14 protein-coding genes and 1 pseudogene are annotated in these 15,001 nt (G+C 63.6%); 7 read left to right on the top strand and 8 right to left on the bottom strand.

The features are described 5' to 3' along the window. Position 1: 1 nt before the first annotated feature. The 5 genes from nadC to ACLRGI_RS03015 form a co-directional block, all read right to left on the bottom strand. Complete coding sequence (gene nadC, locus ACLRGI_RS03035) at positions 2–874, bottom strand: carboxylating nicotinate-nucleotide diphosphorylase (protein WP_419200245.1); 873 nt, start codon at positions 872–874, stop codon at positions 2–4. Beyond that, positions 867–2,729, bottom strand: coding sequence for an L-aspartate oxidase (locus ACLRGI_RS03030; protein ID WP_419200244.1), 1,863 nt, complete (start codon positions 2,727–2,729; stop codon positions 867–869). The genes nadC and ACLRGI_RS03030 overlap by 8 nt, the downstream gene beginning before the upstream one ends. 71 nt (positions 2,730–2,800) lie before the next feature. After that, the gene (nadA, locus tag ACLRGI_RS03025) at positions 2,801–4,108 is read right to left on the bottom strand and encodes a quinolinate synthase NadA (RefSeq protein WP_419200243.1); all 1,308 of its coding nucleotides are present in this window, start codon (positions 4,106–4,108) and stop codon (positions 2,801–2,803) included. After that, positions 4,105–4,824 (bottom strand): NUDIX hydrolase, encoded by a 720-nt coding sequence (locus ACLRGI_RS03020; RefSeq protein WP_280623057.1) that lies wholly within the window; start codon positions 4,822–4,824, stop codon positions 4,105–4,107. Before ACLRGI_RS03020 ends, nadA begins: the two co-directional genes overlap by 4 nt. Before the next feature lie 110 nt (positions 4,825–4,934). Beyond that, complete coding sequence (locus tag ACLRGI_RS03015; protein ID WP_207593857.1) at positions 4,935–5,408, bottom strand: Lrp/AsnC family transcriptional regulator; 474 nt, start codon at positions 5,406–5,408, stop codon at positions 4,935–4,937. A 174-nt stretch (positions 5,409–5,582) separates the two neighbouring features. Here ACLRGI_RS03015 and ACLRGI_RS03010 point away from each other — a divergent pair, with 174 nt between their 5' ends. The 5 genes from ACLRGI_RS03010 to ACLRGI_RS02990 all read left to right on the top strand — a co-directional run bounded on the left by ACLRGI_RS03010 (position 5,583) and on the right by ACLRGI_RS02990 (position 10,364). Further along, the gene (locus ACLRGI_RS03010) at positions 5,583–6,968 is read left to right on the top strand and encodes an amino acid permease (protein ID WP_419200242.1); all 1,386 of its coding nucleotides are present in this window, start codon (positions 5,583–5,585) and stop codon (positions 6,966–6,968) included. Positions 6,969–7,106: 138 nt separating this feature from the next. Next, entirely contained in the window at positions 7,107–8,159 is a 1,053-nt protein-coding gene (locus ACLRGI_RS03005) for a thiamine pyrophosphate-dependent enzyme (RefSeq protein ID WP_419200241.1), read from the top strand. After that, positions 8,152–9,210, top strand: a complete 1,059-nt coding sequence (locus tag ACLRGI_RS03000) for an alpha-ketoacid dehydrogenase subunit beta (protein WP_419200240.1) — start codon at positions 8,152–8,154, stop codon at positions 9,208–9,210. Before ACLRGI_RS03005 ends, ACLRGI_RS03000 begins: the two co-directional genes overlap by 8 nt. After that, entirely contained in the window at positions 9,203–9,532 is a 330-nt protein-coding gene (locus ACLRGI_RS02995) for a biotin/lipoyl-containing protein (RefSeq protein ID WP_014922133.1), read from the top strand. Before ACLRGI_RS03000 ends, ACLRGI_RS02995 begins: the two co-directional genes overlap by 8 nt. A gap of 4 nt (positions 9,533–9,536) precedes the next feature. Further along, positions 9,537–10,364 carry an alpha/beta fold hydrolase gene (locus ACLRGI_RS02990; protein WP_419200239.1) on the top strand — a complete coding sequence of 276 codons (828 nt, stop codon included), beginning with the start codon at positions 9,537–9,539 and terminating at the stop codon, positions 10,362–10,364. A gap of 19 nt (positions 10,365–10,383) precedes the next feature. Here the strand turns inward: ACLRGI_RS02990 and ACLRGI_RS02985 are convergent, their stop codons facing one another. Beyond that, complete coding sequence (locus ACLRGI_RS02985; RefSeq protein ID WP_419200238.1) at positions 10,384–10,797, bottom strand: winged helix DNA-binding protein; 414 nt, start codon at positions 10,795–10,797, stop codon at positions 10,384–10,386. An 86-nt stretch (positions 10,798–10,883) separates the two neighbouring features. Between ACLRGI_RS02985 and ACLRGI_RS02980 the strand changes: the two genes are divergently transcribed. Then, positions 10,884–11,552, top strand: a complete 669-nt coding sequence (locus ACLRGI_RS02980) for a phosphoribosyltransferase (protein ID WP_419200324.1) — start codon at positions 10,884–10,886, stop codon at positions 11,550–11,552. Between the two features lie 77 nt (positions 11,553–11,629). Here ACLRGI_RS02980 and ACLRGI_RS02975 read toward each other — a convergent pair. After that, positions 11,630–12,489: pseudogene (locus ACLRGI_RS02975) on the bottom strand (MFS transporter). Between the two features lie 130 nt (positions 12,490–12,619). Between ACLRGI_RS02975 and ACLRGI_RS02970 the strand changes: the two are divergent. Continuing rightward, the gene (locus ACLRGI_RS02970) at positions 12,620–13,366 is read left to right on the top strand and encodes an IclR family transcriptional regulator (RefSeq protein WP_419200323.1); all 747 of its coding nucleotides are present in this window, start codon (positions 12,620–12,622) and stop codon (positions 13,364–13,366) included. A 7-nt stretch (positions 13,367–13,373) separates the two neighbouring features. On the opposite strand, the gene ACLRGI_RS02965 is transcribed toward ACLRGI_RS02970, so the two are convergent. Further along, positions 13,374–14,849 (bottom strand): APC family permease, encoded by a 1,476-nt coding sequence (locus tag ACLRGI_RS02965; protein ID WP_419200237.1) that lies wholly within the window; start codon positions 14,847–14,849, stop codon positions 13,374–13,376. Positions 14,850–15,001: the final 152 nt, after the last annotated feature.

Raw genomic sequence — 15,001 nt, 5'->3', positions numbered from 1 at the left:
GTCAGGCTGTCTCTAGAACAACGTCAAGGCCGAGATCGAGCGCGCTCACGCTGTGGGTTAGTCCTCCGATGGAGATGACGTCCACGCCGGCCGCAGCAATTCCTGTAACGGTGTTGATGTTCACGTTGCCGCTCGCTTCCACGATGGCCCGTCCGTCCACTTGCTTGACCCCGGCACGCAGCTCCTCCAACGAGAAATTGTCCAGCATGATGGTATCTACACCGGCCGCCAGCACCGGTTCGATCTGCTCGGCCCGGTCCACTTCAACTTCGAAGTGGGTGGTGTGTCCCAGCTGGGATTTGGCCGCGATCAGCAACACGGTGAGCTTGCCGGAGTCTCCCCCGGTCATGACGGCCAAGTGATTGTCCTTGACCAACACGGCATCGGAGAGGCTGTAGCGGTGGTTCGCTCCCCCACCGCAGCGCACCGCGTAGCGTTCCAGGACACGGAGTCCGGGAGTGGTCTTGCGGGTGTCTGTGATTCGCGCACGCGTCCCTTCGACGAGCCGTACGAATTCGGCGGTCTTCGTGGCGATGGCACTCATCCGCTGCACCAGGTTCAGTCCTACGCGTTCAGCCAGCAGCACCGAGCGCGCGCTGCCGCTGACCCGCGCCAGGTGGGTTCCGGCGTCGAACGCTTCACCGTCTGCGAGCAGCAGTTCCACCTCCGTGTCCGGGTCCGCAAGCTTCATGGCGTCGCGGAACACGGTACCGCCGCTGAAGACGCCGGGGACGCGCGCATTCAGCACAGCTGTTGCCCGGGCGCCGGCCGGGATCAGCAGTTGGGAGGTGATGTCCCCGCTGGGTGCGTCCTCCGCGAATGCCCGTTCCAGGATGTCCCGGACGGGGGCTGCGGGGAGGGTCAGGTTAGTCATGGACGAGGCTCACTTTCCGGCTCATGGTGTAACGCTTGTCAAAATCGTCGACGGCGGCTGGTTCGGCCACGCTGTCACTGCGGTAATGCGCCCCCAACGACTCCCGCCGCTCCGTCCCAGCATGGACGAGTAGCTGGGCCGCCAAGAGAAGATTGGCATCCTCATGCTCCCGGAGATCTTGGGAATCAGGTACGTTCAGGGGCTGGATCTCTCCCGTCCATGCAGCCAACGCCACACCGGCCTCACGAAGCAGTGCGCCATCACGCAACACGCCGGCCTTGGCAGTCATCAACCGCCTTAAGGCCCCCCGCGAAAACATCCCCGCCTGAGCAAAGGATGCCTCACGAGCACCTGGCCCCGGCAAGGAATCAAACTCCCAGGAGGTGGTAGCGGGCACCGGATCCGACTCAAACGCCCAAGCGTCCGGCGAGTGGGTGGAGGTAACACTTTCCAGCAGCGCCGCCGGAGGCCCCGACAGCGCCGTTGTCGCGTGAGCGCCCGAACCGGCCGCCGAGCTTGCGAGGCGATCGCCGGTACGAGGCGCGAGCGCAGGCGCCAAGGGGCCTGCGGCGTCGCGGTCACCAGCGAGGAACGCTTCAACAGCCCGCCGCCCGAAAACGAGGCCTTCGAGCAGGGAGTTGCTGGCCAGCCGGTTGGCACCCTGCACCCCGGTGCACGCAACCTCGCCGGCGGCCAGCAGCCCGGGAACCGACGTCCGGCCGTAAAGGTCGGTCACAACGCCACCCATCCAGTAGTGCGCCGCGGGTGCAACCGGGACGAGTTCCCGGGTCCAGTCAACTCCGGCTTGCCGGGTCCGTTTGCTGAGGGTGGGGAAACGTTTGGCCAGGAAGCCGCGGCCCCGCTGTTCTTCGATCATGGTGGCGTCGAGGAACACGTGGCCGTTAGGCGCGCCAAGTTTTGCCAGGTGCAGGGCGATGCTGCGGGAGACCACATCCCGGGGTGCCAGTTCCGCATCAGGGTGGTAGTGGGGCATGAAGCGGTGCCCGTTGGCATCCACCAGGATGGCGCCTTCGCCCCGCACTGCTTCAGAGATCAGCAGGGGGTCGTTGTTGCCCTCTGCTTCCCGGGCTGCCTCGGGAAGCACCATGCAGGTGGGGTGGAATTGGAAGAACTCGAGGTCCGCCACGGCGGCTCCAACACGCCATGCGAGCGCCAAGCCATCTGCTGTTGCCACAGCGGGGTTGGTAGTTTGGCCGAAAAGCTGCCCTGCTCCCCCGGTGGCCAGCAGAACGGAGTCGCCGTGGACCCCGAGGTGGCGCCCTTCGTGGAGGAAATTTGCTCCCGCTACGCGGCCACCCTTTTCTCCGCTCAGGGAGAGCGATGTCACGTGGGCGTGCCCGATGACCTGGATCCTGCCCGCGGCTTGGAAGTCCAAAACCGTCCTGATCAGCGCAGCGGCCACACCGGCGCCCGTGGCGTCGCCGCCGGCGTGCAGGATGCGCGGAGCTGAGTGGGCGGCTTCGAGACCCAAGGCGGGATCGCCGTCGTCGTCGAGGTCGAACCGGACGCCGAACCGGCTCAAACCGGCGATGTCCAGCCGCGCCTCCGTACACAACACCCGTACTGCGTCTTCATTGCAGTGGCCCGCCCCTGCTTTGAGGGTGTCGGCGATGTGCGCAGCTACCGTGTCACCGGGGGCGGGCTCGTCCAACACGGCGGAAATCCCGCCTTGGGCGTAGTAGGTGTTGCTGTCCGCGAGCGCACCCTTGGTCAACAGCACCACTTGCGCGCCGGCTTCCGCGGCAAGCAGCGCAGAATAGAGTCCTGCTATGCCGCTTCCGACGACGATCAGCCGCTTGGGGACGGGACCTCCAGCAACGCTCGCTGTAGTCATATGGGGCTCGATTCGGCTAGTCCGGTGTGGTTTGGATGACGTGCCATGCCGGGTTGGGTGCGCCGGCTTGCTTAGGCCGGCTTGGCTGCCAGCATGCGCTCCAGCGCAATCTTGGCGTTCTCCTGCACGGAGTCGTCCACAGTGATGCGGTTGACGATGCGTCCCTCCACGAGTTCCTCGAGGACCCATGCGAGGTAGCCGGGGTGGATGCGATACATGGTGGAGCAAGGGCAGATGACCGGATCCAGGCAGAAGATGGTGTGCTGCGGGTTTTCGGCGGCTAGCCGGTTCACCATATTGATTTCGGTGCCGATGGCGAACGTGGTGGGTTCGGTGGCGGCGGCGATGGCTTTCTTGATGAAGTCGGTGGAGCCGGCGGAGTCGGCGGCGTCTACCACCTCCATGGGGCATTCGGGGTGGACGATCACGTTAACGCCCGGGAAGTCCTGGCGGGCTTTCTCGATCTGGCCCACGTTGAAGCGCTTGTGGACCGAGCAGAAGCCGTGCCACAGGATCACCCTGGAATCGAGCAGCTGCTGTTCGTCGTTGCCGCCGAGTTCCTTGCGCGGATTCCACATGGGCATCTGTTCCAGGGGGACGCCGAGGGCTTTGGCGGTGTTGCGGCCCAAGTGCTGGTCGGGGAAGAACAAGACCCGCTGACCACGTTCGAAGGCCCATTCCAGGACCACTTTGGCGTTTGAGGACGTGCAGACGATGCCACCGTTGCGGCCGCAGAAAGCTTTCAGCGCAGCAGAGGAGTTCATGTAGGTGACGGGGATGACGGGCACCTTGCCGGATGCATCTGCCTCCGTCCCGAAAATCTCCTGGAGCTGTTCCCAGCATTCCTCTACGGAGTCTTCGTCCGCCATGTCTGCCATGGAGCAGCCCGCGGCGAGGTTCGGCAGGATGACGGCTTGGTCGGGCGTCGAGAGGATGTCCGCCGTCTCGGCCATGAAGTGCACGCCGCAGAAGATGATGGCTTCGGCGTCCGGCTTGGTCAGTGCTGCGTTGGCCAGCTGGAAGGAGTCGCCTACGAAGTCCGCGTACTGGATGACTTCGTCGCGCTGGTAGAAGTGGCCCAGGATAACGGCACGGTCCCCGAGCGTTGCTTTGGCGGCCTTGATGCGGGCGTCAAGTTCGGCGTCGGTGGCTTTCTTGTACTCCTCCGGCAGCTGGCCTTGGCGGGGAGTGGCTTTGGGCGCGACGTCACTGCTGGAGGCACCCGGGCCGTATGCGGGTTCGCCGGCGAGTGCTTCGGCGAGGTCGTACTCCCAGGGCCCCCTGGCCAAGGCCGGGCTGCACGTGGACCCTGCGCGGGAGAGGCCCTTCTCGGCTTCTTCGCGAGTGATCAGCTGGACGGCAGTATTGACGCTGCTCATGGTGTACTCCTGTTGTCTGGCCCGAGGCCGGGCGTGCCGGTGAAGCGGTAGAGGCGTGGTGGGCGGTGTTTTCCGCCTTGCAGGTACTCACCGGTTTCTTCGATTTCCGGTGTTGCCTTGACGTGCCTGCGGAAGTTTGCGGGATCGAGCTGGCGGTCCAGCACGGCCTCGTAGACTTCGCGGACTTGGGCGAGGGTGAAGAACTCTCCCAGCAGGTGGTACGCGATGGACCCGTACGCCATCTTGTTGCGGAGCCGCCACAGGGCATAGTCAACGATTGCGTTGTGGTCGAAAGCGAGTTCACCGAGCCGGTCCGCCCGGAACCAGCGCACATTCTCGGATTCGTCCGCGAGGGCAGCTTCGGTGGGTTGAACCAGGGCCCAATACACAATGGACACGACCCGCTGGGTGGGTGAGCGGTGGAGCCCGCCGAAAGCGTAGAGCTGCTCAAGGTATTGCGGTGTCAGACCGGTCGTTTCGCGGAGGTTCCGTGAGGCCGCGTCCTGGAGCGATTCGTCGTGGGCCAAAGGTCCGCCCGGAAGTGCCCACATGTCTTTGTAGGGTTCACGGATGCGGCGGACCAGCGGCAACCACAGCGTAGGGCGCCCGGACTTTTCGCTCGGGCGGAGGGCGAAAATGACCGTTGAAATAGCCAACGACGGCGGTGCGAGCCGCCTCTCGGCGACGTTTGCTGAGTTGGTGTTCACGGCGTTCACCTCGCTTCATCGCCGTCCCGAACGCTCCCTCCAAAGCGGGGCGTTAGTTAAAGTCATGTTGACTAGAACTAATGGTACGACTCAGCAGGCGCTTGGCAAAATGCTTTAAGTCACACTGTCTTTGCGGCCGCTTCCATCAATGGCAGGGTCCGGCCCTGGATATGGCTGTTCAGCACGATGACCGACGAACACCGAACCACGGACTTGGTTGCGATCATGGCATCAAGGACCCGTTGCATGTCCGGGTTGGATCGTGCCGCGATCCGCACCATGAGGTCCGAGTTTCCCGTGACCGTATGGACCTCGATAATTTCGGGAATGGCACTCAGGCTTTCGATGATGGCGTCATGGCCAATCTCCTGCGTGATGGTGACCGAGCAAAACGCCACCACGGGAAATCCAAAATTGGCGGGGTCCGGCTGGGGAACCCAGGAGCCGATGACCCCGTTTTCAATCATTCGGTCAATCCTGGACTGGACCGTGGCCCTGGCAACCCTGAGCACGCGCGAGGCCTCCAGCACCGAAGATCGCGGTGAATCCGTGAAGAAACGTACAATTTTTGCATCAAGCGCATCGACCAGCATCAAAGTTCCTGTCCCCGGGGATCCGTACCCATCACATCGCTACAGCAAAAAGTGATGTATCTTACAAACTGCGAGAATTATTCCACGGCTCTTGCTGCGTCGTCGACGCCCGTGTGCCAAGCCCAAGAGGCCAGCACTCCAAACCAGCATGTAATCCATAGAAGGTAGACACGTATGACAACGAAGTCCATCGCGGCTCCTGCGGCAACATCCGGCCTAGGCCATTCGCTCAAACCGCGACAACTCACCATGATGGGGCTCGGCAGCGCAATTGGAGCCGGTCTCTTCCTCGGCTCAGGCGCAGGCGTTCAGGCCGCCGGTCCGTCAGTGCTCATTTCCTACCTCGTCGCAGGCACCTTGATCATCCTGGTCATGTGGGCCCTGGGCGAGATGGCAGCCGCCAATCCGAACAGCGGCGCCTTCTCCGTCTACGCAGAGAAAGCCATGGGCAAGACGGCCGGCGGAACCATCGGCTGGCTGTGGTGGCTTCAACTGGTAGTGGTCATTGCAGCCGAAGCCATCGGAGCGGCCGGATTGCTGTTCTCCATCTGGCCGGTTATCCCGGTATGGATCCTCGCACTGGTCTTCATGGTGGTCTTCACCGGCATCAACCTCGTGGGTGTGCGCAACTTCGGCGAGTTCGAGTTCTGGTTCGCCATCCTCAAGGTGGCTGCGATCGTCATCTTCCTGCTCATCGGCGCAGCCCTGCTCCTCGGATGGCTGCCGAATGTCCCCTCCCCCGGATTCTCAGCATTCGGAGACTTCGCCCCCAACGGCATCGGTGGCATCGCCGCCGCTTTGTTCGTGGTGATCTTCGCCTTCGGTGGAACCGAGATCGTCAGCGTTGCTGCTGCCGAAACCGAGAACCCCGCCCACAGCGTTGGTAAGGCCATCCGCACCGTGGTGTGGCGCATCCTGGTCTTCTACATCGGCTCCGTCTTCGTCATCGCAGCCGTCCTTCCCGTGGGCTCGGAGGGACTGAAGTCCCCGTTCGCCGGAGTGCTGGACCTCGCAGGAATCCCCGGCGCCGGCGCCGCCATCACCCTGGTAGCCGTCGTCGCCCTGCTGTCGGCCCTGAATGCCAACCTTTACGGCGCCTCCAGGATGATCTTCTCCCTCTCAGAGCGAGGAGAAGCCCCTCGTTTCCTTTCCCGCCTGAGCGCCTCCAAGGTACCGGTGGCCGCCGTCGGAATTTCCGTTGCCTTCGGTTTCATCGCCACGGTCCTTGAACTGCTGTTCCCGGAGAGGATCCTGCCGGCGCTGCTGAATCTGGTGGGCTCCACCTGCCTGGTGGTTTGGGGTACTGCACTGGTATCGCAATTCATCCTTCGCCGCAGGGCGGACCGGGATGGCACCGAGCTGCCGCTGCGCATGAAGGGGTTCCCTTTCCTCACCATCGTGGGCCTGGTCCTGCTGGGCCTGATCCTGGTGGTGGGCTTTGCCAATCCGGAAAGTGCAGGACAGCTGATCGGAACGTTCATCCTGATCCTGGTCATCGCCGCCGGCTGCTTCATCAACGCCAGGACAAAGGCAGCCAAACACTCCGCCCACGCCGAGTAGCCAACTGCTCATCATCACAAAGAAGCCCTGCACAGTTTGTACTGTGCAGGGCTTCTTCGTATGCCCAAATTGTACAAACTGTTGTGTCTAGATTGAGCTGATTGCGCACACCCCGCTCGGGTGACTAGGGTCACAGCCATGACTACCAACCCTGCGCTGGCCGCCGTCGATGATGACGCGGCCCCGCTCACCCACCATCAACTACGTGAGCTGTACACGCTGATGGCAGCCGTCCGGCACCTGGACACCTCAGCCGTCGCCTGGCAGCGCCAAGGCATCATCCCGGGCTACGCCCCGGAGCTCGGCCAGGAGGCCGCGCAGGTAGGCAGCGGTTATGCCGTTGACCTGACGCGGGACTTCGTCTTTCCCACCTACCGTGAAATGGGCGTTGCCCGGGCGATGGGCCTGGACATGGTGGGCTACATGTCTACGCACAAGGCCACGTGGCACGGCGGCATGTACAACCCGCTGGAATCCCGGTTCGCCCCCATCCAGGCCGTAGTGGCGGGATCTGTGTTGCACGCTGTCGGCTGGGCCCACGGCCAAACACTTGCAGGCTGCCCCGCAGGTGAGATGGGCGTGGCCATGACGTATTTCGGCGACGGCGCTTCCTCCCAGGGTGACGTCCACGAAGCCATGAACTTCGCCGCTGTCATGAAAGCCCCCGTGGTGTTCTTCATCCAGAACAACGGCTGGGCCATCTCCGTCCCCACCGAACGCCAGGTTGCCGGCGGCTCCGTTGCGGCGCGCGCTGCAGGGTATGGAATACCCTCCCTTCAGGTGGACGGCAATGACGTGGTGGCAGTCTTCGAGGCCACTCGTTCCGCTTTCGCCCACTGCCGCGCGGGCAACGGACCCGTAGTCATCGAGGCCATGACGTACCGCCGCGGTCCGCACTCCACCGCGGACGATCCCGGCCGCTACCGCACGCTGGACGAGGAACGCCTCGATGCCGGAGAGGATCCGCTGGAGCGCTTCAAGCAGCGGCTCCTCTCTGAGGGAGTGGCTGACGAAAACTTCTTCGCAGAGGCCCGGCGCTTGGCAGAAGCGGAAGAAGAAGCCGTCAGGGCAGGAATTGCGGATCTGGGCCCCAGACCTGGCGCTGAAATGTTCAGCCTTGTCTTCCAGGAACCAACCCTTGCCCTTAAATCCCAGGCCACCGCGTGGCGCGAGGAGTCTGAACATGTCTGAGACAATCACCGCCCTGGCCGGCACTGAGACCGCTGCAGCAGGCGTTCAGCAGATGTCCATGCAGCAGGCCCTCAACCGTGCCTTGGATGAGGTACTGGCTGAGAACCCCAAGACCGTCATTTTTGGTGAGGACTGCGGACGTTTGGGAGGCGTCTTCCGCATCACCGATGGCCTGCAGGCAAAGCACGGCGAGGACCGCGTCTTCGACACCCCGCTTGCCGAGTCCGGCATCCTTGGCATGTCCGTGGGCCTCGCCACGGCGGGCTTCCACCCCATCCCCGAGGTCCAATTCGACGGTTTCGCCTACCCGGCCATCAACCAGATCGTCTGCCAGATCGCCCGGATGAATTACCGCAGCCGAGGCACCCTTCCCATGCCCATCACGCTGCGTGTGCCCAGCTTCGGCGGCATCCGCGCCCCCGAACACCACGGCGAGAGCCTGGAGGCGCTCTTCGCCCACGTCCCCGGGCTCAAGGTGGTCTCTCCGTCCAACCCGCATGACGCCTACCATCTGCTGAAGTACGCCGCCACGCGCCCGGACCCGGTGATCTTCATGGAACCGAAGTCCCGCTATTGGCAAAAAGGTCCGGTTGACGTCACCACTGCGGTTCCCGGTGGGGCAACCGACGACGCCGGCAACCTGACCGGCGCGCGCGTGGCCAGGGAAGGCCGGCACCTTACCCTTGTGGCGTGGGGGGCCATGGTCTCACGTTGCCTGCAGGTTGCGGAGTTGGCAGCTGAGGACGGCATCGACGTCGAGGTCCTGGACTTGCGCTGGCTGAAACCGATCGATGCCGAAGCCTTGGCGCGGTCAGTCGGGAAGACGCGCCGCGCCGTCGTCGTTCATGAAGCACCGCTGACCTCAGGCCTGGGCGCTGAAGTGGCCCAGCTCATCACGCAGAGCTGTTTTGCAACGCTCAAGGCACCTGTGGAACGTGTGACCGGTTTTGACGTGCCTTATCCCTCCGGAGACCTGGAGGACGAATACATCCCCAACATCGATCGCATCCTCTTTGGGATCCAACGCGTACTGGAGTACCGCCGTGGCTGAAATTTCCTTCCCGCTCCCCGACCTTGGCGAAGGCCTCATTGAGGCAACCGTGCTGGACTGGCTCGTGGAGCCCGGTCAGCAGGTGGAACGCAACCAAGCGATCGTGGAGCTCGAGACCACAAAATCGGCCCTCGAGTTGCCGAGCCCGCAGGCGGGTAAAGTGGTGCGTATTCACGGAGCGCCCGGCGACACGATAAACGTTGGCGAGCCGCTGATCGTGTTCGAGGTTCCGGATGACACCGCCGGAATCGTGGGCACCGTTCCGAAAGACGAAGCACCCAAGCGCCGGGTCCGCCTGAGCGCCGTACTCGATGAGGACTGACTTGATGACCGGCAGGCACACCATGGAACAGCACGGGCACACAGTGGAGGGCACGGATCCAGGGCTGTTCGTGGAAGTCCATGAGCCGACCACCGATGCCGGCCTGCGCCCGGTCCTGCTGATCCATGGTTTCTCGTCCTCCACCAAATTGAACTGGGTGGACAGCGGCTGGATCACCACCCTTCAGGATGCAGGCCGCCGGGTTATCACGGTGGACCTGCCGGGGCATGGCCGGAGCCACTCGCCTGAGGACCTGGATTCCTACACGCCCAGCCGCATCCGCGCTGACCTCCTCCAAATAGTGACCGACGCCGGGGCACGGCCCCTGCGCGACGGTGACCCGTCCACGGGACTGGACGTCATTGGCTACTCGCTCGGTTCGCGGTTGGCTTGGGAGTTTGGCGCCACCCAGCCGGACCTGGTTCACCGCATCGTCCTGGGTGGGCCGAGCTCGGCAGATCCGTTGGCAGCTTTCGATCTCGCCGCAGCCCAGCGGCACCTGGCCGACGGCACCCCCATTGACCACGCGTCAACTGCCGGGCTGCTGAAGATGGCCCAAATGCTTCCGAGCAACAACTTGTTCGCCATGTTGTCGCTTATTGAGGCCATCAAGGGTGAGCCTTTCGATCCCGCGGAGGCAGCCCCGCACATGCCCCTGTTGCTCGTAGCCGGCGACAAGGACGAACGCGCGGCCACCATGCCCGAGCTGGCCTCCATAGCCGGTAAACGTGGCGGCCTGGTGGAGACATTGGTGGTCCCGGGACGTACCCATACCAACGTCATCACGAGCAGGGCTTTCAAGGAAGCCGCGGTCGAATTCCTCGGGGTGTAGCCGTCACCGGGGTTAGCAGTCAGCGGGCCAGCCGTTCGGCGTTGAGGCTCATGCGCTCCAGCACGCTCAGGGCGATCGCGTACTCGTCAATGCCGATGCCCATGGACAGGTCGTGACGCGCATCTTCGACCAGCCGTTGGGCCTCGTGATATTTTTCCCGACCCCGTTCGCTCAGCGCCAGCCTGTCGTCGATCATGGTGATCATTCCCCGCCCCACCAGTGCGGCAAGTTCACGCTCGCGCAGCCGAACATCACGGCCCCACAACGGCTGCAGGACGTCCTCCAAGTGATCAGGCAGCATGGCGCCCTCGGACAGGGTGCCCAAGGTGTGCCATTGACCCCTGGTGAGTTTGATCCGGGCCAGGGTGGCGTCCAGCTGGACGTCCAACGCTGCGTCCAGCCTCTTGATCCAATATCCGATGGGTTTGTTCACCAGTCCATGCTTTCAGCGCGGTCGCTATCGGGCAAGGTGTGGACGGTAGGCTTGGCAGTGCAACGAATTACGTGGAAGTGGAGCAGATGGGCATGCGTTTCAAGGACCGCGCGGAAGCCGGTCGACGCCTGGCTGAGGGACTCCCCCAGTTACGGGAACGGCCGGACACTATCGTCCTCGGCCTGGCCCGTGGCGGAGTCCCGGTAGCTGCAGCCGCTGCCGCTGAGCTGTACCTGCCCTTTGGTGCCGTGCTGGTCCGTAAGCTGGGCATCCCGGGCCGTGACGAGACCGCTTTCGGGGCCTTGGCTTGGTCGCAGGGCGACGTCCTTCGGATCGTCAACAGGCCTTTGAGGGAGCTTGTCCTGGCGCATGGAATCTCCCAGCCCGCTTTGGATGCCGTGGAAGCCCATGAGCGGGCCGAACTGTTCCGCCGTGCCCAGCGTTACCCGGGGATCAGCCACGACCTCCGGGGAAAGACCGTGGTGCTGGCCGACGACGGACTCGCTACCGGTGCCACGATGCGAGCAGCTGTGGAGGCGGTCCGGGCGGAAGGTGCCGGCACTGTCGTGGCCGCAGTACCGGTTGCCTCATTGGAAGCCTCGACGTCGCTGGGCCGGGTCTGCGACGCCGTGCTGGCCTTGCACATTCCCGGAAAGTTCCATGCTGTTGGCGCCTTCTACGAACGCTTCGAGCAGTTGTCCGACGCCGATGTGGTTGGCCAGCTCGAAGGTGCCGGAGCCAGCGGACGCAAATAGCCGTCGTCGTACCAAAAGCAAAGACGGGTGCGGTCCTGTTGGACTGCACCCGCCTTTGCCTGCCCTTTTGCAGGGTTCTAGTGGTGAACGCTGTATCCCAGCGGACGGCCACGGGTTTCCTTGGCCAGGATCACACCGATGGCGGAAATGACGCACAACACCATGATGTAGACGCCCACCGAACCGGACCACTTGGTGGTGTCCAGGAGCGCCTGGGCAATCAGCGGAGCGAAGGCGCCGCCCAGGATTGCACCCAGGGCGTATCCGATGGAAATTCCCGAGTATCGCACTTGGGCCGGGAACATCTCGGCGTACATGGCGGACATCGGACCGTAGGACAGACCCAAGCCGATGGTGAGGACGAACAGTGCAGTCCCGTAAAGCACGATGTCCTTGGAATCGATCAGCATGAACATGGGAATCATCCACGCGAAGACCAGCCCGTAACCGATAAGCGCTTCTTGAGGGGCGCGTGCTCCACAGCCATGAGCGCGGCGCCGCCCCATTCGCCACCAGCGGAGAACCCCTGCACAACGCGCAGGGTAATCAGCAGGATAGGGGCCCACACCCCGATGGTTGCGTAGGTGGGCAGCATACCGATCAACGCCGTGGCAGCACCCATCATGACCAAGGTCATGACGAGCACGGCCTTGCGGCCGAGACGGTCGCCAAGGTGGCCGGCCACGAAAGCTCCGAGGGGACGGAAGAGGAAACTGATGCCGATCGTGGCGAACGACAGGAGCTGGGCGACCCCCGGGTTGGATTTCTCAAGGGGAGAGAGGAACAAGGGCGCCAACAGCGTGGCAGTGAGCTGGGCAAAGATGAAGAAGTCGTACCACTCGATGGTGGTGCCCACCAACGTCCCGGCCAGTACCCTGCGCTCTTCGCGCTTGCTGCTGGGTCCTGACGGAGAGTCGACAGTGGAAGTTGCGGTCATTGGAACTCCATGGGGGTGAGAGTGACTGGTCGGCACTTGACTTGCATTAACCGACAGAACGGTCAGTTAGGAAAGAATACTACAACCTGTGAGCCAAAGCACAGACCCCTGCGTCATGCGCCACCATAGAATGGTTCGCATGAATCCCCGCAGCGACGTCAAGGGCCCACTGGAAGCGGCAACCCAGGTTCCGCCGTCGCAAACCCTCTCACGTGGAATCCGCGCGCTGGAGATTCTCGCCGCCGCCGAACGCCCCCTCAGCATTGCCGAACTCACCGAGGCCCTCGGCGTCCACCGATCTGTGGCCTACCGGATCCTGCGGACCCTGGAGGACCACTCGCTGCTGGTGCGTGACGACTCCGGCCGCGTTCAGCCCGGCCCAGGATTATCTGTCCTTGCCCGCGGAGTGTCGCGCAACCTGCAAACGGCTGCACTGCCGGAGCTCACCCAACTGGCGAACACATTGCACATGACCGCCTTCGTCGCCGTATGGGACCACCAGGAATGCGTCAACCTGGTCACCGTAGAACCACGACACTCCGGCGCCGCCCTCGCCCAACACCCGGGCAACCGTCACCCCATCGCCACCGGCGCCCCCGGAATCGCCATCCAGTCAACCATGACCGAAGAGCGCTGGCAGCAGGTGGGAGCGGGGAACCCCTATCGCTCCGAAGCACACGAGGCCCGCCGCCTGGGCTACGCAACCAGCCATGACGAAGTCATCGCCGGGCTGTCCTCCATCGCTGCACCTATCCGGGTTCCGGGCGGGCGGCCGGCAGCGATCGCCGTCGTCTACATCCGCCTGGACCAGGACGCGGACGCCGTAGGCAAGGCACTGGCTGCCAGTGCTGCACGGATCGAAAACCAACTGGCCTAAACCCGCTTTACTCCTCTGCCCCGTGACCGATCCGGGCGTAAAGGGCAGGCTGCGAGCGCCGGAGGCGCAAGCCCCAGGCAACTCCCACAACTCCGGGCAGGAGTACCAGCATCGGCAAGACAAACGTGGCCGCCGTTGATTCAGCCTGCCCCAGCAGGACATTGAAGTTGGCCAGTACGAGCACAAAGACAACGGACAGGAGCACGAATCCCAGGGCAGGGGCAATAACCCTCACCCACAGGCTTGCCCCATGCTGCTGCCGGCGGAAAAAGCCGATCACGGCTACCGAAACCACAGACATGAGCAGTACGAGCCCCATGGCACCGCCGTTGGTCAGCCAGGTAAACATGGTCAGCACGGGGTACAGTTCGCCGAGTTCGGAACCCGCCCCTGCGATGGCGAAGCCAAGGGTTACGACGACGGCGATCACCGTCTGCGCGAGGGAACCGGCGAACGGTGCCCCACTTTCTGCCCGCACCTTGGCAAGGGCCGACGGCAGGACGCGCTCGCGGCCGAGGGAGAAGAAGTAGCGCGCCACGGCGTTGTGGAAACTGACGAGTGCGGCGAAGAGGCTGGTAACAAAGAGGATCCGGGCGATGTCGCTGAGCAGCAGGCCCCCGTGGGTTCCAAGGAAAGTGAAGATCATGTCCGGCCCGTTGGTGGTAGCTGATTCGATGACCGCTGACGGCCCCGCACCCACGGTCATGGCCCAAGCTGAGACGGCATAGAAGACGGCGATGATTCCCACGGCGGCAAACGTTGCCCTCGCCACCGTTCGTTTGGGGTCCTTGGATTCTTCACCGTAGATAGCTGCCGATTCGAAGCCCATGAAGGCTGCGATGCCGAAGGAGAGCACAGCTCCAATGCCGGGTACGAACAGGCTTTCGGGGCTGAAAGTCACTGCGCTGATGCCCTCCGGGGCCACTGCGAGGCTGATGACGTCGTACACGATGACCACCAGGAATTCGAGAGCCACCAGGACACCAAGTACCTTGGCGGACAGGTCCACCCTGTTCACACCCAGCCATCCGACCACTGCGATGCAGAGCAGCACTGGGATCCACCACGGAACGCCAACGCCAAGCCTTGCGGACAAAAGCGATGAGACCGTGAAGCCGAACAACCCGTAAATCCCCACCTGCATCAGGTTGTAGGCCATGAGTGCAATCAGCGAGGCCCCCACGCCGGCCGGCCTGGAAATGCCCTGCGATATATAGGCATAGAACGCGCCGGCGTTCGTGACGTAGCGGCTCATGGCCGCGTAGCCCACGGCGAACAGCGCCAAAATTCCGCCCAGGATCAGGAAGGACAGCGGAACGCCGGTCACTCCGGTAACAGCGAAGGTGGTGCTCACGCCTCCCGCCAGCACTGTCAGCGGCGCCGAGGCCGCAATAATCATGATGGTCACTGCCGGCGCGCCGAGCCGCTTCTTGGTACCTGCGGTTCCGGCGGTCCTGCCTTTGACGGGGTTGTCCACGCTCATAGTGTGCTCCTGCCTCGGTACCGCGGGAGATTGCGCGGCACGGTGTCTGTCATTCCGTAATCTTCCACCGCAGGGAGGGCGCGTGACTTGTCTCACACGGCAGGGTGATTGTCGCTGCACGCAAGCCCGGCGGCACGTGGCCCCCGGTGTAG

The organism is Paenarthrobacter sp. PPS72 (assembly GCF_048537125.1).
Taxonomy (GTDB): Bacteria; Actinomycetota; Actinomycetes; order Actinomycetales; family Micrococcaceae; genus Arthrobacter; species Arthrobacter nitroguajacolicus_E.
The sequence above is the reverse complement of the archived record's forward strand: the minus strand, read 5'-3'. Positions and strand labels throughout refer to the sequence as shown.

What these genes read in the sequence shown, in the direction of transcription:
- nadC (WP_419200245.1), bottom strand. Translation starts at nt 874, where the DNA reads ATGACTAACCTGACCCTCCCCGCAGCCCCCGTCCGGGACATCCTGGAA.
- ACLRGI_RS03030 (WP_419200244.1), bottom strand. Translation starts at nt 2,729, where the DNA reads ATGACTACAGCGAGCGTTGCTGGAGGTCCCGTCCCCAAGCGGCTGATC.
- nadA (WP_419200243.1), bottom strand. Translation starts at nt 4,108, where the DNA reads ATGAGCAGCGTCAATACTGCCGTCCAGCTGATCACTCGCGAAGAAGCC.
- ACLRGI_RS03015 (WP_207593857.1), bottom strand. Translation starts at nt 5,408, where the DNA reads ATGCTGGTCGATGCGCTTGATGCAAAAATTGTACGTTTCTTCACGGAT.
- ACLRGI_RS03010 (WP_419200242.1), top strand. Translation starts at nt 5,583, where the DNA reads ATGACAACGAAGTCCATCGCGGCTCCTGCGGCAACATCCGGCCTAGGC.
- ACLRGI_RS03005 (WP_419200241.1), top strand. Translation starts at nt 7,107, where the DNA reads ATGACTACCAACCCTGCGCTGGCCGCCGTCGATGATGACGCGGCCCCG.
- ACLRGI_RS03000 (WP_419200240.1), top strand. Translation starts at nt 8,152, where the DNA reads ATGTCTGAGACAATCACCGCCCTGGCCGGCACTGAGACCGCTGCAGCA.
- ACLRGI_RS02990 (WP_419200239.1), top strand. Translation starts at nt 9,537, where the DNA reads ATGACCGGCAGGCACACCATGGAACAGCACGGGCACACAGTGGAGGGC.
- ACLRGI_RS02980 (WP_419200324.1), top strand. Translation starts at nt 10,884, where the DNA reads ATGGGCATGCGTTTCAAGGACCGCGCGGAAGCCGGTCGACGCCTGGCT.
- ACLRGI_RS02970 (WP_419200323.1), top strand. Translation starts at nt 12,620, where the DNA reads ATGGTTCGCATGAATCCCCGCAGCGACGTCAAGGGCCCACTGGAAGCG.
- ACLRGI_RS02965 (WP_419200237.1), bottom strand. Translation starts at nt 14,849, where the DNA reads ATGAGCGTGGACAACCCCGTCAAAGGCAGGACCGCCGGAACCGCAGGT.